Origin of the sequence: Candidatus Equadaptatus faecalis (genome assembly GCA_018065065.1) — a bacterium.
Lineage (GTDB): Bacteria > Synergistota > Synergistia > Synergistales > Synergistaceae > Equadaptatus > Equadaptatus faecalis.
Genome location: JAGHTZ010000033.1, coordinates 1 through 23,083, shown reverse-complemented (window position 1 = coordinate 23,083; position 23,083 = coordinate 1). Strand labels below are relative to the sequence as shown.

12 protein-coding genes are annotated in these 23,083 nt (G+C 46.5%); all 12 read right to left on the bottom strand.

Features of this window, described 5'->3' with window-relative positions:
• Positions 1-260, bottom strand: a 260-nt coding sequence (gene tuf, locus KBS54_02625) for an elongation factor Tu (protein MBQ0055025.1), incomplete at its 3' end; no start/stop codon positions are given.
• Positions 261-305: 45 nt separating this feature from the next.
• Entirely contained in the window at positions 306-2,372 is a 2,067-nt protein-coding gene (gene fusA / locus KBS54_02620) for an elongation factor G (GenBank protein ID MBQ0055024.1), read from the bottom strand.
• A 64-nt stretch (positions 2,373-2,436) separates the two neighbouring features.
• Positions 2,437-2,907 (bottom strand): 30S ribosomal protein S7, encoded by a 471-nt coding sequence (gene rpsG, locus KBS54_02615; GenBank protein MBQ0055023.1) that lies wholly within the window; start codon positions 2,905-2,907, stop codon positions 2,437-2,439.
• Positions 2,908-2,929: 22 nt separating this feature from the next.
• Positions 2,930-3,301: a 30S ribosomal protein S12 gene (gene rpsL / locus KBS54_02610; GenBank protein MBQ0055022.1), complete on the bottom strand. Its 372-nt coding sequence runs from the start codon at positions 3,299-3,301 to the stop codon at positions 2,930-2,932.
• Positions 3,302-3,742: 441 nt separating this feature from the next.
• On the bottom strand, positions 3,743-8,806 hold the full coding sequence (gene rpoC, locus KBS54_02605; GenBank protein MBQ0055021.1) for a DNA-directed RNA polymerase subunit beta': 5,064 nt from the start codon (positions 8,804-8,806) through the stop codon (positions 3,743-3,745).
• Positions 8,807-12,583: a DNA-directed RNA polymerase subunit beta gene (gene rpoB / locus KBS54_02600; protein ID MBQ0055020.1), complete on the bottom strand. Its 3,777-nt coding sequence runs from the start codon at positions 12,581-12,583 to the stop codon at positions 8,807-8,809. It abuts the gene before it with no gap.
• Between the two features lie 324 nt (positions 12,584-12,907).
• Complete coding sequence (locus KBS54_02595; GenBank protein ID MBQ0055019.1) at positions 12,908-14,188, bottom strand: ISL3 family transposase; 1,281 nt, start codon at positions 14,186-14,188, stop codon at positions 12,908-12,910.
• Between the two features lie 1,297 nt (positions 14,189-15,485).
• A complete protein-coding gene (locus KBS54_02590) occupies positions 15,486-15,800 on the bottom strand; it encodes a helix-turn-helix transcriptional regulator (GenBank protein ID MBQ0055018.1) in 315 nt (104 codons plus the stop codon).
• Positions 15,801-15,976: 176 nt separating this feature from the next.
• On the bottom strand, positions 15,977-16,261 hold the full coding sequence (locus KBS54_02585; protein MBQ0055017.1) for a hypothetical protein: 285 nt from the start codon (positions 16,259-16,261) through the stop codon (positions 15,977-15,979).
• A 103-nt stretch (positions 16,262-16,364) separates the two neighbouring features.
• Positions 16,365-19,502 carry a type I restriction endonuclease subunit R gene (locus tag KBS54_02580; GenBank protein ID MBQ0055016.1) on the bottom strand — a complete coding sequence of 1,046 codons (3,138 nt, stop codon included), beginning with the start codon at positions 19,500-19,502 and terminating at the stop codon, positions 16,365-16,367.
• Between the two features lie 9 nt (positions 19,503-19,511).
• The gene (locus KBS54_02575) at positions 19,512-22,757 is read right to left on the bottom strand and encodes a type I restriction-modification system subunit M (protein ID MBQ0055015.1); all 3,246 of its coding nucleotides are present in this window, start codon (positions 22,755-22,757) and stop codon (positions 19,512-19,514) included.
• Positions 22,693-23,083, bottom strand: a 391-nt coding sequence (locus KBS54_02570) for a hypothetical protein (GenBank protein ID MBQ0055014.1), incomplete at its 5' end; no start/stop codon positions are given. The genes KBS54_02575 and KBS54_02570, both read right to left, overlap by 65 nt.

The window sequence follows — 23,083 nt, the reverse complement described above, 5'->3', positions numbered from 1 at the left end:
TCAGCGTGTCCCGGGCAGTCAATGTGGGCGTAGTGTCTTGATTCTGTCTGGTATTCAACGTGGGCGATGTTGATGGTTATTCCGCGTTCTCTTTCTTCCGGAGCTTTGTCTATCATGTTGAACGGGACAAAGTCTGCTCCGTTGTGACGGGCAAGCGTTTTCGTGATTGCCGCCGTCAGGGTCGTCTTACCGTGGTCTATGTGACCGATGGTTCCTATGTTAAGATGGGGCTTGGTTCTTTCAAATTTCTCTTTTGCCATTTCCTGTTTCCTCCCTTTGATTTTTATAAGTGCTTGCTGATTTATTTAGTTTTTAAGGAGCTCTTCGGCAACGCTTCTGGGAACCTCTTCATTATGATCAAATGTCATTGTGAAGGATCCTCTTCCGGACGTTCTGCTTCTTAAATCCGTCGCGTAACCGAACATTTCCGCGAGCGGGACAAACGCTTTTACTATTCTTGCATTTGCCCGTACATCCATTTCCGATACTCTGCCACGGCGTGACGAGATGTCTCCGATAACGTCGCCCATGTATTCTTCAGGGACAACGACTTCAACTCTCATCATCGGTTCCATAAGCACAGGATCTGCTTTCTTCAAACATTCCTTTATCGCCATGGAACCTGCAACGCGGAATGCCATTTCGGAGCTGTCCACTTCGTGGTAGCTGCCGTCGACTATTGAGCATTTTATACCGATGACAGGATATCCTCCAAGGATACCGTTGTTAAGCGCATCTTCGGCGCCTTTCTGAGCCGCAGGAACATATTCCTTAGGTACAGCACCGCCCACGATTTTGTCCTCCCATTCGAAACCGACTCCGCCTTCGAGCGGTTCGATTTCAAGAACAACGTCTCCGTACTGACCTTTACCGCCTGACTGGCGGACAAATTTGCCTTCTGCTCTTGCCGGTTTGCGGATTGTTTCTTTGTACGCAACCTGAGGAGCTCCGACCTTAACTTCAACGTTAAATTCTCTGCGAAGCCTGTCAACGATAATATCAAGATGAAGTTCTCCCATACCGCTTATAAGAGTCTGTCCCGTCTCTTCGTTAAGTGAAACCTTAAACGTCGGGTCTTCTTCCGCAAGAGCTTCAAGTCCCTTTGCCAGCTTAATCTGGTCCGCTTTGCTCATCGGCTCGACGGAGAGCGAGATAACCGGATCCGGGAACGTGAGGTTCTCAAGCAGTATAGGATTCTTTTCATCGCAAAGAGTGTCGCCCGTGCGGACCATCTTGAGCCCCGGTATGGCAACTATAAGACCTGCCTGGGCGCTGTCGATGTCTTCACGCTTGTCAGCGTGCATGCGCAGGATGCGTCCTACACGTTCGCGACGTCTTGTATCTGAATTGTAAACCGTGACACCGTTTTCAATGCTGCCTGAATAAATACGGCAGAAAACTATTCTTCCGACAAACGGGTCAACCATAACCTTAAAAGCAAGAGCCGCAAAAGGTTCGTTAACGTCTGTTTTGAAGCTCTTTTCTTTTGCTACGTCGTCAGGATCGACGCCGGTTACGGGAGGCATATCGAGCGGGCTGGGCAGATAATCGACGATTGCGTCAAGCAGCGGCTGAACGCCTTTGTTTTTAAAAGCTGAACCGCACATGACGGGGAATATTTCCATCTTTATCGTGGCACTGCGAAGAACCTTCGTGATAAGCTCGTTCGGCACTTCCTTGCCTTCAAGATAAAGACTCATAAGTTCGTCGTCATGATCCGCCAACGCCTCGATCATTTCCATTCTCGCAATTTCGGCGTCATCTTTAAGCTGCGGAGGGATTTCCGCAATGTGGTACTCGGTGCCGAGAGTATCGTCATAGATAACGGCTTTCATTTTAATAAGGTCAACCATTCCTTTGAACGTATCTTCGACACCTATGGGAAGCTGAATTGGAATTGCTTTTGCGCCCAGACGGTTCTTCATCTGGTCCACAACAGCCATGAAATCCGCTCCAACTCTGTCCATTTTGTTAACGAATGCTACACGCGGGACATGATATTTGTCGGCCTGGCGCCAAACTGTTTCAGACTGCGGTTCAACTCCCCCGACAGCGCAGAAAACTGAAACCGCTCCGTCAAGGACCCGCATTGAACGTTCGACTTCAACCGTAAAGTCAACGTGTCCGGGTGTATCAATTATATTGATAAGGCAATCGTTCCAAAAGCAGGTTGTAGCGGCGGAGGTAATCGTAATACCACGTTCGCGCTCCTGTTCCATCCAGTCCATAGTAGCACTGCCTTCGTGTGTTTCACCGATTTTGTGCTTCTTGCCCGTGTAGAAAAGGATACGCTCAGTAGTAGTCGTTTTCCCCGCGTCTATATGCGCTGCTATTCCTATATTGCGCACTTTGCTCAAGTCGATGCCTTGCATCTCGTTAACACCACCAAATCCTAACTTTAAAACTTAAAACAAATAACCTGTGTTGCAGCTGCTTCTACCAGCGATAGTGAGCAAACGCTTTGTTCGCTTCAGCCATGCGGTGTGTGTCTTCTCTTTTCTTGATTGAACCGCCTTCGCCTTTGCATGCATCCTGAAATTCTCTTGCGAGTCTTTCCATCATCGGCATGCCTTTGCGTGAGCGCGAGAAGTTGATAATCCAGCGTGTCGCAAGCGCCTGTCCGCGCGGTGCCGTAACTTCGACAGGTACCTGATAGGTTGCTCCGCCTACGCGGCGGGGACGAACCTCAACGAGCGGCGCCACGCTTGTCATGGCTTTCTCGAAAACCTCTTCAGGTTTGAGGTCGAGGCGGCCTGCTGCCAGATTCAGTGCTCCGTAGAAAATCTTTTCAGCGACGCTTCTCTTGCCGTCAAGCATGAGGCAGCTGATAAATCTTCCCATTACGGCATTGTTATAGACTGAATCGGGCGGTGAAACGCGTTTTCTGATATGTCCTTTACGTGACATTAGAAATTCCTCCCTTTAAATATTACTTCGGTCTACGTGCACCGTAGAGCGAGCGGCTCTGGCGGCGATTTTCAACTCCGCCGCAGTCGAGTGTTCCTCTGACAATGTGATAACGGACACCGGGAAGGTCTTTTACACGTCCTCCGCGAACAAGAACAACTGAGTGTTCCTGAAGGTTGTGTCCGACTCCCGGGATGTACGCAGTAACTTCGATACCGTTCGTAAGACGCACACGGGCGACTTTACGAAGAGCTGAGTTAGGCTTTTTCGGCGTTACTGTGTAGACACGCGTGCATACGCCGCGGCGCTGCGGGTTGTTCTGGAGTGCCGGTGAGCTTGAACGGTGTCTTTTCTCTTCTCTGCCTGTACGAATCAACTGGCTAATTGTCGGCATACAATCTCCTCCTTTCTTTGTTTTCTTTATCTTTCGGCTGACCCTGTAGGCAATTTGACCTGAATTGCACCGGACCGCCGGGGTTAGCATTATTTTGTGCAAAAGGTGCACATAACCATAATATGACGGCGAGCCTTCAACTCTTATCCGTCAAATCCGCCTTGTTCGACTGAGGTCATACAGCTGAAAAAACCAGTAACCATCATATCTTTCAGCCCATGAGACTACCCGTACGGGCACAGTCATACCCCTTGTGCAAAAAGGCGCACCGATAGATATTAACTACATAAACACGATTTGTCAACAAAAAATTTTCTAAAACACCCGAAATTAATTCTGCCTTTTCAACTATAAATGTGAAATATTTTTTTACGGTCTTCCAAACAAGCAAAGCGGCGGAAAATCCGCCGCTTTGCCGTAGTTTTTGTTTCAGCCTGAGCTTTATTCTTCCGCACCGGAGTCTTCAGCCGCAGTTTCAGCCGGAATTTCTTCAGCAGAAACTTCTTCTGCCTGAGTTTCTTCGGTTTCTTCTTCCTGACTGTAGACGTCCGTAACCTCAACCTTGTTGTAACGCTCAATTCCTGTGCCTGACGGAATGAGAAGGCCGATAATGACGTTCTCTTTGAGCCCGACAAGGTCGTCAACGTCGCCGCGCACCGCTGACGACGCAAGCACCTGTGCTGTCTGCTGGAAGGACGCTGCCGAGAGGAAGCTGTCCGTAGCCAAGGCTGCTTTGGTAACGCCGTGAACAACCGGCTTCCATTTTGGCGCTTCCCTGAGTCTGCGCACGAATGCCACTCTTGCGATGATCTGTCTGTATTCGCTCATTGCCTGTCTTGAACGGACAACAAGCGTTTCTGGCGCAATTTCGGCAATTTTTTCAAGCACGTCAGGAGTGATGTCCGTTCCGGCAAGTATCGTGCCTTCCGTACCCTCTACTGTTTCAAGCAGGACTTTGCTTCTCAGCTTTGACGAAAGGGCTTCTTTGATAACCTTTTCGCGGGTTATAATCCTGCCTTCCGTTTCAATGCCGGAAATTTTCCCGTCAACAAGACCGTGCACTATCGCACCGTCAATAGTCTGGGCGCGGTTTTCCACAACTTCCCCGTCCTCGTCAAACGCCTGCGTAAGCGGATTGCCGATCAGGTCTATAAGGTAGTCGTGCATTACGTCTTTTACTTCAATACGGTCGTTGTTTTTCCAGAGCTTGATGCCCTCAATACCGTAGTTGCATATTACCTTGACCGCTGTTTCGTCAATGCAGCTGTCTGCCTTAAGAACAACCTTGCCGCCCTGTTTTACGTCTTCCGCAAGCCAGCGCGAGTTAATTGCATTGTTCAGGAACTCTATGTTTCTCACCTGTATCGGCTGCGGCGTGCATGAGACTATGGTCGTAAGGTCCTTGTCCGTAAGCTTCTGTCCTTTTTTGATAAGGATTTCGCCCGTTTTCGGGTCTTCGAAGTCCTGAATAATTTCCCTGCCTTCAATCATGCGTCTGAAAGCCGCGTCGCCAAGTATAATTTTAACTTCACCGTTTTCGTCGGCAGCAAGCACTTCGCCCGCATTGCCGCCCGGTTTGAGCATTTCCGCAAGCAGGGCGCGGGTCAGTTTCGGAGTTTTCCTGCCTTTTGCCTGCTCCTGGTATTCCGCAGGGATCTGTTTGATTTCAAATTTCTCAAGGAACTCTACAGACTGGTCAAGAGAAATTTCATTGTTGGCGGCTATCTTCTTGACAGCTTCAACAAGTATGTCTTTCCAGACAAGTTCTCCCGAAACAAACGAGCTGTCGCCTTCTTCAACAACGCGTACCCTGTTAATCGGGGCAACCTTGCGGAGTATCGTTTCAATGTGCTTGTCGTTGATCGTAACGCCCTGCGAACGGTAGACGTCCTGAATTCCGTCAAGCAGATAGTGCTGCACCGCTTCAAGACCTTCAACCTCAAGAAGCTGCTGCGGATCAATGTAGCCTTCCGTGAGCTGCATTCCCTTTACGATCTCGCAGCCTTCAACTATGCCGCTGCTGAGGTTCTGCGAAAGAGGAATGTTGAACGCAAGTTTTTCTTCTTCGCCGGCTTCGTTTTCCACCGAGATTATAAGCTTGCGTTTGCCTTCCGAAACTTTGATTTCAGAAAGGACGCCGTCAACTTCCGCCAAAATCGCGACTTTCTTCGGGCGTCTGACTTCAAACAGCTGTTCAATACGCGGCAGACCCTGCGTGATGTCTTCCGAAGTATGAACGCCGCCGGTGTGGAAGGTACGAAGCGTAAGCTGCGTACCGGGTTCGCCGATTGACTGCGCGGCAACGACGCCGACTGATTCGCCGATTGAAACCTTGTCGCGCGTACTGAGGTCTCTTCCGTAGCACGTACGGCAGATTCCGTTTTTGCAGCCGCAGGTAAGCGGGCTTCTGACCCATACCGATTCAATGCCGAGACTGTCAATATACGCCGCTTTTTCGTTCGTGATTTCTTCGTTTCTTTCAAGCAGCAGTTCGCCGGTTTCGGGATTTCTCAGCTCTTCAAGGCTGACACGTCCCGCAAGGCGTTCCGACATGGGAATCATTATCTTTCCGTCCTGCTGTCTGAGCGGGCGGATTTCTATGCCTTCGTGCGTTCCGCAGTCTTCTTCGGTAATGATGAGATCCTGCGCGACGTCAACGAGGCGGCGCGTCAGATAACCTGATTTTGCCGTACGAAGAGCCGTGTCGGCAAGACCTTTTCTGGCGCCGTGCGTTGAAATGAAGTACTGGAGCGTGTTAAGCCCTTCAACAAAGTTTGCGGTAATCGGGTAGCCTATGATTCTGCCTGACGGGTCTGCCATAAGACCGCGGATACCCGCCATCTGGGCAACCTGTCCGCGCGAGCCTCGGGCTCCGGAATCAACCATTATGCGGAGCGAGTTCGTGTCGTCAAGCCCGTCCATAATCTGGTCTGAAATTCTTCCGCCGGCTTCTGACCAGAGGATATCTTTTTCACGGAGATACTCGTCTTCCGTAAGAATACCCATGTTGTAGTTGTCGGTCAGAACGTTGTCCTTTTCCATCGTGTCGTCAACAATTTCTTTCTTTACCGACGGAATGATGATGTCCCCGACGCCGAGGCTTATGCCTGACATTGTTGACCAGTGGTAGCCGAGGGACTTGATCTGGTCAAGCATTCTGACCATTGCCGCCTGTCCCACCTGATCGTAAGCGTCGTCAAGAAGCTTTGCCATGCTCTTTTTGTTCATGCGCTTGTTGACAAAACGTATGTCTCTGTGAAGCGTCGTATTGAACAGGGCACGGCCGGGGCACGTCAGTATCCACTTGCCTTCAGGATCAGGCTCGCCCTTTTCGTTGACGGCGTCCGTATGCCATTCGGGAAGCTTCTTAAGGAATATCTTCGAATGCACGTTGACAAGGTTATGGTCAAGCGCGGCAAGCACGTCGTCGAGTTCGTTGAAGTACATGCCTTCGCCCTTCTGTCCGTCAAGTATCGTCGTAATGTAGAACATTCCGAGGATCATGTCCTGTGTAGGAACGACAACAGGCTTTCCGCTTGCCGGCGAGAGCAGGTTGTTTGACGAGAGCATGAGAACCCTTGCTTCCGTCTGGGCTTCGAGTGAAAGCGGAACGTGGATAGCCATCTGGTCACCGTCAAAGTCCGCGTTGAACGCCGTGCAGACAAGCGGATGCAGACGGAGCGCCTTACCTTCGACAAGCACCGGCTCAAACGCCTGAATGCCGAGTCTGTGAAGCGTCGGAGCACGGTTGAGCATAACAGGGTGATCCTTAATTATGTCCTCAAGCAGCGCCCAGACTTCTTCCCTGCCCTTGTCTATGAAACGGCGCGCAGATTTGACGTTCGGAGCAAGCTGAAGCTCAACAAGCTTGTGCATGACAAACGGCTTGAAGAGTTCAAGCGCCATCTCCTTCGGAACGCCGCACTGGTATATCTTGAGATACGGTCCTATAACGATGACGGAACGTCCCGAATAGTCAACGCGTTTGCCGAGGAGGTTCTGGCGGAAGCGTCCTTTTTTGCCGCGCAGAAGGTCGGTAAGCGATTTAAGCGGACGGTTTCCGGCGCCGAGCACCGCTTTGCCCCTGCGTCCGTTGTCAATAAGAGCGTCAACGGATTCCTGAAGCATTCTCTTTTCATTGCGCACTATGATTTCAGGCGCGTGAAGCTCCTGAAGTCTGCGCAGACGGTTGTTTCTGTTTATAACCCTGCGGTAGAGGTCGTTAAGGTCAGAGGTCGCGAAACGTCCGCCGTCAAGCTGAACCATGGGACGGAGATCGGGCGGAATGACAGGAAGAACGGAAAGAATCATCCAATCCGGTTTGCTGTCGCTTTTCAGGAAATCGTCGGCAACCTGAAGGCGTTTAACGAGCTTGCGTTTTTTCTGTCCGGTGCTCTCCGCAATTTCTTCGCGAAGCTGCGCTGAAAGCACGCTGACGTCAATTCTCTTAAGCAGGGTAAGCACGCCCTCTGCCCCGATGCCTGCCTCAAACAGCTTGTCGTAGCTTCTGCACGCTCTTTCCTCGCGTTCGATAACCACGGAAGCGCGCTGGAACGCCGATTTGCCAGGGTCAATGACAAGATAGCACGGATCTTCTATCGTCATTGTCTCTTCCTGCGTCGTAAAACGTTTCGGGTATTCCTCGTTCAGATGCTTTGATTCTGATTCTGAAAGCACGTCGCCCTTGGCGAAGGGGAGATGCGTGGCTGAGGTGACGATGTACGCCTCCTGGCTGCCGAGCATTGCCGGTTCGCTGACAAGCTTTTTATCCTCTTTTTTGCGTGCTTTGGCGGTTTCTTCCGTTACGGCCTCGCGTCCGCCTTCATTGCCTTTTTTGAAAAGGTAAAAAGCCGGTTCTGCCGTAAATTCTTCGCCGAAATCTTTTTTGTACTTGTCGTATTTGTCCTTGGTAAGGAGATCACCCTCGCTGAGCGGGAACTCGTCAACCTTGCTGATTCTGTATGCCGGTTCCGCCTTGAACTGCGGGTCGTAATGACGGTGCACTCTTTCTTCCGACTGTGAGACAAGCGAGCCTTTCAGCGAAGCAAAAATACCCGCGCTTACGACTTTGTAGGAGCGTTCTCTGCGGCGCGAAGGAGCAAAATACACAACCTTCTCAAGGTCCTTAGTGGAAGCGCCTATAAGAAGACTGAGACGGCTCGGAATACCGCGCAGATACCAAATGTGAACGACCGGCGCGGCAAGCTCTATATGCCCCATGCGCTCGCGGCGCACGCGGTTATCGGTAACTTCAACGCCGCATCTGTCGCACACTACTCCGCGGAATTTTGGACCGCTGCGTTTGTATTTTCCGCAGGCACATTCATAACTCTTTGTGGGGCCGAAAATACGCTCGCAGAACAGCCCTTCTTTTTCGGGACGAAGCGTTCTGTAGTTAATCGTTTCAGGCTTTTTTACTTCGCCCTTGGAAAGCTCCCTGATTCTTTCCGGTGAAGAAAGTTTAATGCGTACGCCGACTATTTCACGGTTGATTGCGTCTGTCATTTATTCGTCCTCCCCCTTGTCTGAATCTTCGCTTTCAAATATATCCTGCTCTGCTGCTTTGCCGGAAAGTATTTCAGCGTCTGTATCTTCGTCTGTTATATGCAGTCCGTCCATTTCGTCCGAGTCGTCATTAAATAAGAGGTCTGTTGTCCTGTTTTCCGTCTCGGCTCCGAAAACGTCTATTGAATCTATGCCTGCATCCGGTTTCATTGAATAACGCTTAAAGCCTCTGCTGTCGTCCTCATCGCTGTTCACAACGAGTTCGCCGAACGTTCCGTCGGAATACTTGATTTCAACGTCAAGCCCGAGTCCCTGAAGTTCCTTGATAAGAACCCTGAAGCTTTCCGGAACTCCCGGCTTTGAAAGGTTCTCGCCCTTGACGATCTTCTCGTAGGTCTTGAGTCGTCCGCGGATATCGTCGGATTTGATCGTGAGCATTTCCTGCAGCACGTGCGACGCGCCGTAGCCTTCAAGCGCCCAGACTTCCATTTCACCGAAACGCTGTCCGCCGAACTGCGTCTTGCCGCCGAGCGGCTGCTGGGTGATAAGGCTGTACGGCCCTATTGAACGCGCGTGAATCTTGTCGTCAACAAGGTGAATAAGCTTCATCATATACATGACTCCGACCGTAACCTTGTTTGCCATAGGTTCGCCCGTGCGTCCGTCGTAAAGGGTAATTTTGCTGTCGTCGCGGAGATCCTGATATTTCTTGTCTCTGACCTGTGAAAGCAGATCTCTGATTTCCTCTCCCGTTGCGGAGTCAAAAACAGGCGTCGTTGTTTTCCAGCCGTTCTCCATTGCGACAAAACCAAGCATCGTTTCAAGAACCTGTCCGAGATTCATGCGGCTCGGAACGCCCAGCGGGTTGAGAACAACGTCAACCGGTGTACCGTCCGCGAGATAAGGCATATCCTCCTCAGCCATAATTCTTGATACGCAGCCTTTGTTTCCGTGGCGTCCCGCCATCTTGTCGCCTTCCGTTATCTTGCGGAACTGAGCAACATAGACCTTGACTACGCGGCTGACGCCGGGTGAAAGATCCTCTGCGTGCGTTGCGCGGTCAAGCATCTTGATGTCAACAACCGTACCGCCTTCGCCGTGAGGAACTCTGAGCGACGTGTCGCGCACTTCGCGCGCCTTTTCGCCGAATATTGCGCGGAGCAGTTTCTCTTCCGGAGTCTGGTCTGACTCGCCCTTCGGCGTAACCTTTCCGACAAGGAGGTCTCCCGCCTTAACCTTGGCTCCGATACGGACAATGCCTTCCTCGTCAAGATTTTTAAGCGCGTCCTCTCCGACGTTCGGAATATCGCGCGTAATCTCTTCAGGTCCGAGCTTCGTATCGCGCGACTCAATTTCGTATTCTTCAATATGTATGGAAGTGTAGTAATCTTCTTTGACAAGACGTCTGTTGAGCAGAATTGCGTCTTCAAAGTTGTAGCCTTCCCATGAAACGAAGGCAACAAGCACGTTGCGTCCGAGAGCGAGTTCGCCGTTCTGGCACGCCTGCCCGTCGGCTATAACCTCTCCGGCGGCAACCTGCTGGCCGTTCTCAACTATCGGTCTCTGGTGAATAACCGTACTCTGGTTTGAACGGCGGAACTTCGGCATTCTGTAGATATCCTTATCGTCGAGAAAATCCTCGGGGCTGAGGTTCTGCAGAAGGTCGCCGTGCTCCTTGCGGAATTTTTCCTTTTCCTTTTTGCCGTTCGTAACGTCGATTTCAATCCTGTCCGCATCAACATAAGTGACTGTACCCGGACGGCGGGCAACAACGCAGGAACCTGAGTCCTTCGCAATGTTGTGCTCAATGCCCGTACCTACGCGCGGCGAATCCGGGAAAACAAGAGGAACAGCCTGACGCTGCATGTTTGAACCCATAAGCGCGCGGTTGGCGTCGTCATGCTCAAGGAACGGGATAAGCGCCGTAGAAATTGAAACTATCTGTTTCGGGGAAACGTCGATGTAATCAAGATCTTCAGGCTGTATTTCTATCGTGTTGTCATGGTGGCGGACGTAGATGCCGTTCTGTCCGGGAAGCGGGTGTACATAGCCGTTCTCGTCAATAGGCATGTCTGCGCGGCCGATATAGAACTCGTCCTCATCGTCTGCCGACAGATATTCGATCTGGTCTGTGACGCGTCCGTTGACAACCTTTCTGCGCGGGCAGATAAGGAAGCCGTATTCGTTAATCTTCGCGAACGACGCAAGCGAAGTAACAAGACCGATGTTCGGACCTTCAGGCGTTTCGATCGGGCAGATGCGTCCGTAGTGTGTATGGTGAACGTCGCGCGCTTCAAAGCCTGCTCTGTCGCGCGAAATGCCTCCGGGGCCGAGCGCAGACAGACGGCGTCTGTGCGTAAGCTCCGCCAACGGGTTTGTCTGATCCATAAACTGCGAAAGCTGTCCCGAACCGAAGAACTCGCGAAGCGCCGCCGAAATCGGGCGCACGTTGATAAGATCCTTCGCCATTGCCGACGCAAGATCTGAAATTGTCGTCATGCGTTCACGCGCGATTCTCTCCATACGGAGCATACCGATACGCACCTGATTCTGGAGCAGCTCGCCGACAGCGCGTACGCGGCGGTTGCCGAGGTGGTCGATGTCGTCTGTATGTTCTTCGTTGTCGCGGAGCCTGATAAGACCGTTGACAAACGCCACAATATCCTCTACTGTGAGCAGTCTCTCGTCAGCGTCAATATTCAGCCCGAGACGTTTGTTGATCTTGTAGCGGCCGACAACGCCGAGACTGAAACGGCGCGGATCCTTGAAAATGCCGTTGACGTATTCAATGGCGTTCTCCATGCGCACCGGTTCGTTCGGACGCAGCGCGCGGAAAAATTCCATTGAGGCTGAATCGTGCGAATCCGACTTGTCACGGTCAATAGTCGTCGTTATCGCACGGTCAACGTCCCAGACCTTCACCGTTGTTTTGCCGGCTTTGAAAAGCGCGTCAATACTTTCCTTTGCGACTCTCGTATTCTTTGCGAGAAGCACGGAAGAGCCGTCAACAGTAACTTCGACGTCCTCGGCAAGCAGCATGCCCATAACGTTGTCCTTAACGATATCCTTCTCCGCCGCCTGAGCGTCAAAGAGAGCAAGAATGTCATCCGTATCGGACACCCCGTAGACGCGGAGCATTGTGGCTACGGAAACCTTCTTGCGGTTGTCAACCTTTACCGAAATCTGCCCGTCGGGAGCAAGTTCAAACTCCATCCACGCACCGCGGTCCGGAATAAGCTTTGCGCCGTATGTCTCCTGACCCGGTATTGACAAATCAGCATTGTAATAAATACCCGCAGAACGCGCCAGCTGGTTGACAACGACACGCTCCGTTCCGTTAATGATGAACGTTCCTCTGTCTGTCATGGCAGGGAAGTCACCGAGAAAAATATCTTCTTCTTTGATTTCTCCCGTTTTGTCGTTCCTCAGCCTGATCGTCGCACGCAGCGGTCTCGACCACGTAAGGTCCCTGCTGCGAGCCTCATCAAGACTTGTTGAAACGGGCTCAACGGAATATTTGACGAATTCCAGAGCGAAGGAACCGTCATAACTCGTTATCGGAAAAATTTCGTCGAAAAGCTCCTGAATCCCCTGAGATTTTCTCTTCTCAGGTTTAACATCGGCCTGGAAAAACCACTGATACGAATTGCGCTGGACTTCCACGAGATCCGGAAGCTCAGTCGGCTTACGCATACCGGCTTTAACCGCTTCGGCTTCTTTTCCGAACTTAATGCGCCGCTCAAACGCATTTCCCAAAGATGTTGCCTTTTCCTGCATGGGAGCAGCCTCCCCAACGAAAATTTAGGCGCGCAAAACGCCTATTGTATAGATTAACGCAAGAGGTAATTATAGCAAAAAAAATATCCCTGTCAACATATTTTTTGCAAAACTTTTCAAAAACTTTTCAAAAATTTTCGGAAATTTTTTGGCTCTACACGAAAAATTGTGGGACAGAAGATAAAAGTTTTACGAGAGTCAAATTATGCAGTTGAGCATGCAGTTAAGCATTCGGAATATGTTGAAAGTTACATAAAGTCAGATAAAACAACAGCTCTGCGGGACAGAGTCAATATTTGTTGCTATGTTGGAGCGTGGCTTGCGTCAGGTTACTTTTACAGATGATGCTGTTCTGTATGATTTTCTTACAGCCGTAAGACTCATGTATTTAATCAGCGTAAAGAAATATTCCATATTCCTGTAACCATATCCTATTCGTTTGGCTACTTTGATTTTATTGTTAAACCCCTCAAGTTTGCCTGTACTTATAGGATGTTTTGCATGGGCAATCAACCCCGGCAGTCTTTTTTCCATAAGTCTTGCGAAATTTACCAAAGGTTTTATGCCGCTTGCCTTCGCTGCGTCAAACCATGAGTGCCATTTTCTGTCTGCGGCCGCAGGGTCGGTGATGGAGAACATACGGCACAGTTCTTCTTTCATCGCATAACAGACAGCAAGATCTTCATGACAGCTGAGAATTTCCTGCAGTTTTAATGCCTCCTGCTGACTCAATGTTTCATTGTTTCGCAACAATACCCAACGCAAAGCTTTAACGGTTTTACGTTTGCTGCGTTGTTCGTTCTTACCGGCTCTTAACTCACGTCTTCGATATATCTCATATTCAGAATGTTTTGTTTCTGCATTTGCAATGCTGCGTCTCCAGCATGCTGTTATATTGTCTTCAGCGTTCTTGTATTGTGCGGCTTCTGAAAGTCTTACTCTGTTAAATACATCCTTTCCGTATTTTGCCTGAAAATGATATCTGTCATATACTATTTCAGCTTTCGGAAGGCAGTTTCTTATTACAAGATTATATGAAGCGTTCATATCCATAGCAACTGCTTTGACTTCAGACAGATACTCCATGTCTGTTTCTTTAAAAAATCTGCTGAAGTCTTCCGCGCTTTTTCCAAGACCAACCCATATAACATCTCCTGTATCCAAATCTATTACACACGTTCCGTATATTCGCCCGCGCTTGATTGCAAACTCATCTACCGCAATATATACCGGTTTATAACCTGACAGCCGCAATTCCTCTTTCCTTTCGCATATCGCACACAACATCATCTCTTTATGTATCTTGCGTATGGTATCACAGCTGATGCCTGTAATTTCATGTACTGCTTTTATGGGAATATGATAACTCAGCAACTCTGTAACCCAATGCGCTGCCCTGACTGTTATATCTGTTCCATGATACCGCATGCAACAATCCTCGGTAAATGTCCTACCGCATTGCTGACATCTGTATCTGTGAAGGGCAACTCTGCATTCGGAGCGTATACCGACAATAAACGGCATATCCTTTAATCTGCGTTCCCCTCTGCTGTATATATGCACAGAACCTCCGCAGTCGGGACATTTGACATCTGCCGTATCCATGTTACTCGCAAACGGCAGTACACTGCAATGCTGAAGACTGTCATAATGAACAGCGTTACATAAAAACTGTTGGACTTTTATGGAAAATGATATATTATCTACGTGGAGCAAGCCATTTCACCTCACTTGTTGTATTTGTTGCAGAATTGACTTTATGAGGTGCTTGCTCCTTTTTCAATACCTTTCGTTTCTTTCTCTTAAAATCTTTTTCTTCAACGGCCTTTATCTAACAATTACAATCTGTCTTTTATAGGACATCCCTCAATTTTTCGTGTTGAACCAATTTTTTATTTCTTTTTCATTTCTGCCCCTGTTACAAATTTCTTATTTCATGAACATTATAGTGCAGAGGGAAATGAGAACTGCCGTTGGATTTATTTACGGCTTTTTTCGGTATTTGCAAGGCTTAACGCATTTTCTTGCAAAACGCCGCAAAAAAATCCCGATTTTTTTTCAGAGCAGGGTTGTTTTTTGGGCTCTGAAAAGACCCCTTTAAGAGTGAGAGGACTTGTTAATTTTTTGAAAGCGGAACGGCGGGAAAAGTACGATTAACTGTTGTAAATACTGCACTTTTGGAACTTTTACCGGATTTTTCGTTCGTAACCCGCAGCTCAAAAAACACGCAAACTTCCTCTATTTAAGTATCTTGGGAAAACGCAGACGCCGCAGGGCTTTGCAATGACAGAGGTTTCCATTTTTTGTCATTTTTTCAAGATATTTAAGTAGAGGGGGTTGACGATTTTTCGTCGGGCATGGCTTTTCTGAAACAGTTGTATGACCTGCCGAGGTCTGTTTTTGCGGCTGTTTCTCGGCAGAGAAACTGCGCCTTATACATCTCTCACGCATTACGTGATGCGCGCGCCTTTGGTGGTAAGCCCGCTGCCTTTACGGCTACAGGGTTTAAGCACTTCGGTAACGTTCTCCGGCGGAGTTCGGGCTTAAACTCTTATACGCGAGGCCTCTGTGACCGGGGTGTGAGCAGGGAAAGCAAGAGCCCTGCGGCTTCGGAGGAAAATGAACGGTGCTCCCAGTAAGAAGTAATCCGGAGTTAAGCTTTAAGCGGTAAGCTGTAAGCATTAAGTCAAAAGCAGTGAAAAGATTTTATTTTTAATAAGATTTTTTCGTATTATTCTGCTTAAGGCTTACTGCTTATTGCTTATGGCTATCTTTGTTGTACCAAAATTCTGCTGTCAGCTGTCATTTGGCGGCTGCCGGCAAAAGTATTCAAAAAACAACGCGGGGGGGACTGAAATCAGTCCCCCTCCGCTTTTGTTTTCGCTTACGCTACGACAGAAAATTACGCTTCGGCAACGCGCCTGCCCCTGTGTTCCTCAACAGGAACAATCGCAAGCGTCATATTCAAAGGACGCAAAAGCTTCAAAAGCGTTTTAATGCCGGGTGACGCCGTACCGCGTTCAAGCCTCGCTATCGCCGACTGTTTTACTCCGCTGAGTTTCTCAAGCTCCTTTTGCGTAATGCTCCGCTCATTTCTTGCTGCCGTCAGCTGGCGGATAAACTCTGCTTCCAGTCTGTTCGTTTCTATTTCCTCCGCAGAATAAAGACTGCGTTCGACCTCATCATTCCACTCTATAGGACTGTATTTACTGTTCATTTTCCACAACCTCAAAATTAAAAATACTCAAATCCTCGCAGGCAATAATATAACATATATGTTATATTATGTAAAGCGGTAAAATTGATTTCTCATACAGTAACAGTCAAAAAACAAAGCGGGGGACTGAAAAATCAGTCCCCCGCTTGTCTGTATTCTCATACACTTCGGCGCAATCAATAATCTTCGTAATCTATCGCATCGGGATTAATGCAATCAACATCGACATCGTCAATAACACCGTTGTCGTATGCTTCCTGCAAATCCAAATCGTTTATAAGACCTCTGTCGTAAGCATCCTTCGCGGCGTCAGCATCGGAAAAATCCCCGCTCCAAAAACCGGCGCTATGCTTTTTCTCCGAACCTGACAAAAACTTATATAAAAGATAACCCTCCGCCGCATCAGTCACAAAATCGTCCTCTTCCTCAGGACAGTCTTCATAATAACATCTGCCGTACATTACACGAGAAAATCCTTATTTTTATATACTGCCACTCAACAAAAAATAATGACTCTACACACTCAAACAAATGGAAGATACGCCTTGATTGTTTGTTTTTAACTTAAATTTCAAAACCACCGGCAATAATAAAGTCCCTCGTTAAAAGCTTAAATTTGGTCGTAACCTCAAACTGTTTCAGCGTTTTGCCTTCCTGCGCCTCAAAGTAAGCTTTGGCTTTTGCTTTGTCAAAATTGGCAACAAGGCTGTCAAATCTACCAAATTCGTTAATATCGCCGCTGTCCGCGCCTTGCGAAATTAAATCAGCAAGCGCCTGTTCGTCAATTCCAAATGTTTCTGCAAATTTTCTAATCTCAGCGCTTTTGCTGTTTTTCATATATTCGTTCAGATAATCTCTGAAAGTTTTGTCTTCTTCTGGCAGTAAATCGCCTCTTTCAACATCGTGCAGCAACAAATTTGCAAATTTCTGTTCTTCAATGCTGAGCGTTGCAAAAGTCTTGCGCAGTTCATCCAAAACAGCCTTAGTGTCTTCGTGGTCGGAGAGCTTTTTCAGATATTTTTTGAAATGCAAGTTCATATAATCAGCATCGATTTTGCCTGTGGCAATATCAACAATACTGCCGACAATTTCAAACGGCATACCACCGCCGCATTGTACGCTTAACCCGTGCAAATCTTTATATCTCGCAAGAAGCTTGACGTATGTTTCTTCGTCAAGCTGTAATGTAACAGTTGTCTCCTGTTTATCATGCTTAAAGTGGTATTCAAGCTCGTTCCAAGTAAAGCCCTGTATTTTAGCAGACTGCAAACGGACATTGAAGCATTTGAAATCTTCGGCAAATTTACCCTTTTCCGCGTTATCTTCAGGCAGCTTGTCAAAATCAGGAATATCTGCATTTTCAAATATCGTTTTAATCTCTCCGAACCAGTAATTCATGCTGTTAAGGTTCTTTTCAAGTTTATCAACAAAAACAGAATATGCCTCATCACCTGAATACATTTTGAAAGCCGCATCAATATTGCGTTCCATTGTATGCACTCTGCGGTAATATTTTATGGTGCCGTAAGGTTTATCGTCCCCGAAAAGCCTGTTCGTCCTCGAAAATGCCTGTATAAGATTCTCATATTTCAGCACCTTATCCAAATACAGAGTGTTAATCCACTTTGAGTCATAGCCTGTAAGCATTTGATTTACAACAATAAGCAAATCAATCTGCTTTTCAGGAATTTTCTCAATACCCTTGTACAAATGTTTGTGTGCTAAACGGTGCGCGACATCCTTTTTGAAGCTATCATATTTTGACATTGTATAGTTCTGTCCATAGCGGGCGTTGTAATCTTCAAGAACTTGAATAAGAGCATCTTCTCTGTAAGCAGCACCGTCTTCATTGTCTATACTTGGGTCAACCTGAACAAAAACCTTAAAATCAGGCTTTGCAGCCTTAAATCGGTTATAGTAATCCAACGCTTCGGGAATGTTTTTGGTTGCAAGCAGAGCATGAAATTTACTGCCGAGACTAAGCATATCCCAATGCTTCAAAATATTTTCCACGACAGACTCTTTATGCTCATCGCGTTCAAACTGACTTTCAGGAATATAATCCTCAATTCCGCGTACATAATCACCCTGTTCGTTATAATAACCCGCCATAGGTAACGCAATATATTCATTAAATATTTTCTTCTTCCGAGGATTTTCATTCGCCTCGTTTACTGTCTGTGCATCAGCTTTACGCAAAGCAACCATCTTTTTCATTTCTGATTCATCGTAAGTAGGCACCATATATTTGTCAAATCCAAGCACATTTTTGTCATTTATACCATGTGCTATGCTGTATCTGCACAATTCGTCACCGAAAATATCCGCGGTTGTCATATCCCCGACTTTTGCGTTTTCTTTACTGATAGGTGTACCCGTAAAGCCAAAAAGTATAATCCTCGGGAACGTAATTTTAATATCCTGCAGCATATCGCCGGACGTTGAACGATGACATTCGTCAACTATTGCAACAATACGCTTGCTGTTTATTTTTGCCATATCATTTCCGCAACACAGCGTGTCCTCTTTAATGCGGGACATTTTCTGAATAGACGTAACGATAAGCGTATCATCGGCATTGTCGCTTTTGAGCTTTGAAATCAAAACATCTGTATTTTCTGTGCTGTTTACAGTTTCCGCGTCATCAGCAAAACCGCGGTATTCGCCAAGCGACTGCGTACCAAGCTCCTTGCGGTCAACAAGAAATACAACCTTATCGGCATGTTTGGAATTTGCTATAAGCTGAGCCGACTTAAAAGATGTCAGTGTTTTGCCGGAACCTGTAGTGTGCCACACATAACCGCCAAGCTTCGTTATCTCCCTGCGCGGCATATTGTCAAGCTCGTTCCATTTAATTTTTTCGACTCTGTCCGATATGGCGCGTGCCGCATAATACTGATAACTGCGCATAACCTTGAGCGCTTTGTCGCCGTCATCTGCAACCATATAAAGCCCAACCATTTCATGAGCTTTCGGAATAGATAAAAATTCACGCGCGATTTTTTTCCAGTCATTTATCTGTACATTGTTAAAGTCTGCCCAATGAAAATAATAATCAGGATTAAACTTGCTTGCTTCGCCGGGATTTGCGAAATACAAAAATTCCTCAGGATTCATAGCGGCAAAAATCTGAACAAGCGAAAAAATTCCCTGACCAAAAACACCTTCATGCGTATATTTCTTTATCTGTCCGCATGCTTCACTGACATGTACACCGCTTCGTTTCAGTTCAACGTGAATAAGAGGCATACCGTTAATAAGCAACGTAAAATCCCCGCGCCTGTCGCTTGCAAGCGGAGAACGTGTCTCAAATTTCGGCTGTTCTGCAATCTGATAACAATTCCACCCTCCAGCAATTGCGTTGCGGTCAAAAATCTTTAAACTGATACTCTTACCGGCATGCGCCGTGTCTTTCGGATTGTCTCTAATTATTGTTATATTCTCATCGTTGATAAATTCATGCAGCTTCAACGGTGTGCGCAACTTGTTAATCTGCTCCAGAATACGGCGCATTTCGCTGTCGGTCAAAGGACATCCGTTAAGACTTTCCTTAGTGTTATTATGTTCAAACAGTATTCTTTTCCAGTTCTCAATTAAATCTTCTTCTGTCGGATTTTTAATAACATCAGGCGACCAACCGCACGAAGCGGTAAGCAAACTAATCAGTTCTCTTTCAAACTCAAGCTCTGACTTAAACGCCATAAAAATCACCTACTCTACAAACATTTTTTCAAGTAAAGCTTTTTTCAAATTTTGAAGCTTTTCAATCTCACATTGATAAGACATAATAAGTGCATCAAGATTTTTGAAATACTCACCTATGCATCGTTGTTCTTCAACATCAGGAACAAACACACATTGATTATCAAGGTCATTCTTGTTTAGATTTCCAATTGCTCCATTACCACCCGCAACATACAGATTTATGAAAGTAGCATACCATGGAGCGCTCATCAGCGCATTCACAAATGAAGGATTTTTAGAAGATGCAACAAGCATAAATCCTCCATGAACGACACTTTTTTCTTTAATATTGTTTATAATTGCATGCTTACCTACTAATCGTGAAGAACCATTCGCGGAAGTAATTAAAATATCACCGTTGTTAAGGTACGGAATATTCACGGCTTTATCCTCAACAAAAACATCATCATCCGACATTACAAACGTATCTTCATCAATATTTGACGAACGCAACACTCGAATTCCTGAACTCCGAATATTTTCAGGAGTATATGTAAGACCGCGACGCGTTTCGGCTATATCTGAAAACTTGCGCTGCTCCCAATCTTCCGTAAATCCATTAAACCGAATTTCAGGAACTTTACTGTCATTTTTCGGAAACATTTTTTCGGGGCAGGTTTTTTTTACATTTTCACCTTCAAGAAGTTTCTTGAATGCTGCAAGTCCCTGCATATCGTAATCGCTGCCCGTGAGGTCGTCTATCATCGCAGATAACTCTTTTGAGGTATCTCGCAGATTATTCTCAACTTCAAGCATTGTCGTTTCGTATTTTTTGACAAGACGTTCTGCTTTTTCCGTGAGGGTTGCAATAATTTTGTCCGGAATTTCGGCAATAGCAGTATCAAGCGGCAAAATCCATTTCTGATTGAGTAAATCTTTTGCCTCATCATCTGTAAGAGTGTTTATCTTGGATATGGTTTTTGTTTCAAGAGCTGTTTCAAGTTGTTTAATCTTTTTTTTCTGCACCTTTTCTTCTGCAATTATTTTGCCGTAGAGATATAATCTTGCGTCAAAACTGTCTGCGTCTGCTTTTGTCGGTCTGTAACGCTCATCTTTCAAGCGTTTGAATTCATTCTTGAGTTTTGTGCTGTCTATATCATCGCTGTCGTCTTTTGTCAGCTGTTCCTTTTCATCATCTTCAAATTCTTCCCATGCGTCTGTTTTTCTGCTGACTATTTCCGCAAGTTTGTCTCTGTTTTCGTCAAGCGCTGTCAGTTCTGCCGCGAAGAAATTTGTCTGTATCAGTTCAAAAGGCATTATTCTGCCAACCCAGCCTTTTTGCACTTCTTCTATTTTGTCATCTTTTGTCTTCTTTGTAACTATATTGGGGTCAATTTTGCGAACGGCGTCAAAGCCTTCTGTCTGTAATATTTCAAGGTCTGTTGCTATTTTCTGCCATCTGTCGTCAAGCAGCTGATAGGCATAATATTTATCAACAAGAGGATTTTTTTCAAGACGCTTGAATATGTCGTTTCCAATGATTTTTTCTTCAGCGCTGACGTAAATTTTCATCATTTCACCGATAAGTCTGTCTTTGAGCTGCTCAGCGAAACCGTCAAACGCGGCTTTGTGCGTTTCTTTGAATAACGCAACATCGGCACAGTTTTCAATCATTGTTTTAAAATCTTCGGTATTTACGCTGCAATATTCTTTGTTTTCAGGCTTAAAGAGTTGCCCGCGCAGTGTCGGGAATGTCGTCCAATATTCTTTGAGTTCGTCAATTTCGCTGTTGGGTATTCCGCCGAACATTATCGCGTATATATCCCAGTTTTCAGCTTTTTCTGACGAGTCAACATAGCGAGGAATATTGAGGTTGTAGTCGTTTTCTCTGATTTCATCTTTTGTAACGACTCTTGAGAATTTGTCTATCGTTGCTCTGTCGCGTATTGTATCTGCTATTTTCTTTATATCGCAGGCACGGAGTTTGTTGTTTTTGCCTTCTTTTATGAAGCCTTTTGAAGCATCTATAATCAGTATGTCTGTTGTAGTCCTGCGTTGTTTCAGCACCATAATGATTGTTGGAATTGACGTGCCGAAGAAAATATTCGCGGGAAGTCCTATTATTGTGTCAATTTTGTTGTGTTCTATGAGGTTTTTGCGTATTTCCCCTTCTTCGCCTCCTCTGAAAAGTACACCGTGAGGCAGCACTATCGTCATTAAGCCGCCGTCGTTTTTGACATGGTAAAGGTCATGAAGCAAAAAAGCGTAATCAGCTTTGCCCTTTGGCGCAACTCCGTATTCGGAAAATCTGGGGTTGTTTTCTTTGTCTGTTGTGTCCCAATGCTGCGAGTAGGGAGGGTTGGAGACAACGGCATCTACCGGAAGCATTTCGTATGCTGTTTCATCGTCAAAATACGGACAGTCATCTTCAAGGGTGTCTGCGTTTCTGACTGCAATGTTTGAAGCGTTTATGCCGCGCATGACAAGATTCATTCGCGTAAGGTTATATGTGTTTTCTTTTAGTTCCTGCGCGTAATATTTGATTTTATTTTTGTCTTTCATGTTTTTGGCAACTGCCTTGCCTATGTTGATAAGCAGGGAGCCTGAGCCGCTTGTAGGGTCTAATATTGTTATTTCTTCTTTGTCTTTCAGCTGTTCTGCTATTATTTCAGACATGAGCAGAGATACTTCGTGCGGTGTATAAAATTCTCCTGCTTTTTTGCCCGCATTTGCCGCAAAGTTAGCAATAAGATATTCATAGATAAAACCGAGAACGTCATAATCCTGACTCCCGTCCATGGGAATATCTTGTATCAGAGCGAACAATTTGCTGATTGCTTTCGTCTGCGCGCCTTCTGTATCTCCAAGTTTTGAAAGCCCGTTTGAAAGTGTGTTGAATATTCCTTTGAAAAGCCTGTTTTTCTTTGTTTCGGTACTGATAAGACGGTCAAAAGCGTTCAGTGCATTGACAACATTTGCAACGCGGAAATCACTTTTAGGGTCTGTCCATACGGAAAAAAGATTTTCATACGCAATAAAGTATCCAAGATTGTCGCGGCATAATTTCAGTGTATCTTCGTTGTCTTCGTTTAAGCACTCTGCTATATCTTCATCAGTGTAATCATTTTTTCTGAGATATTCTTCTTCTTTGTCAGAAAGAAATTTATAGAAAATAAAACTGAGTATATAGTCCTTATACTCGTTGGCTTCAATTTTTGAGCGCATTGCGTTCGCCGATGCCCATATCTTTGCCGCAAGCTGCTGCTTTGTCATTTATAATCCGCCCTTTACCCAAATATTTTGTACGCCTATATTTTCGCACAATTCTCTGATTTTGTCCTGTAAATTTCCAGCCCGTTTCTATTTCAATTTCAGCGGCGGATTGTTTGCAAGTTCGGAGATCATTGCACCGTAGAGCGCTGTGTCTTCTATTTTCGTTATGGTGGTTATCCGCTCTCCGGCGTCTTTTGAGCTTGTTCCGCAGTGGTAGATTTTTTGTTTGTCCGTGTAAATATTTCCGTCTTTCTGCGGAAGCCGAAAGGCTTAGCGCAGAATCCAGCGGCGTGTCCCTAATGTGTAGTGCTTTTAATTTAAGTCTT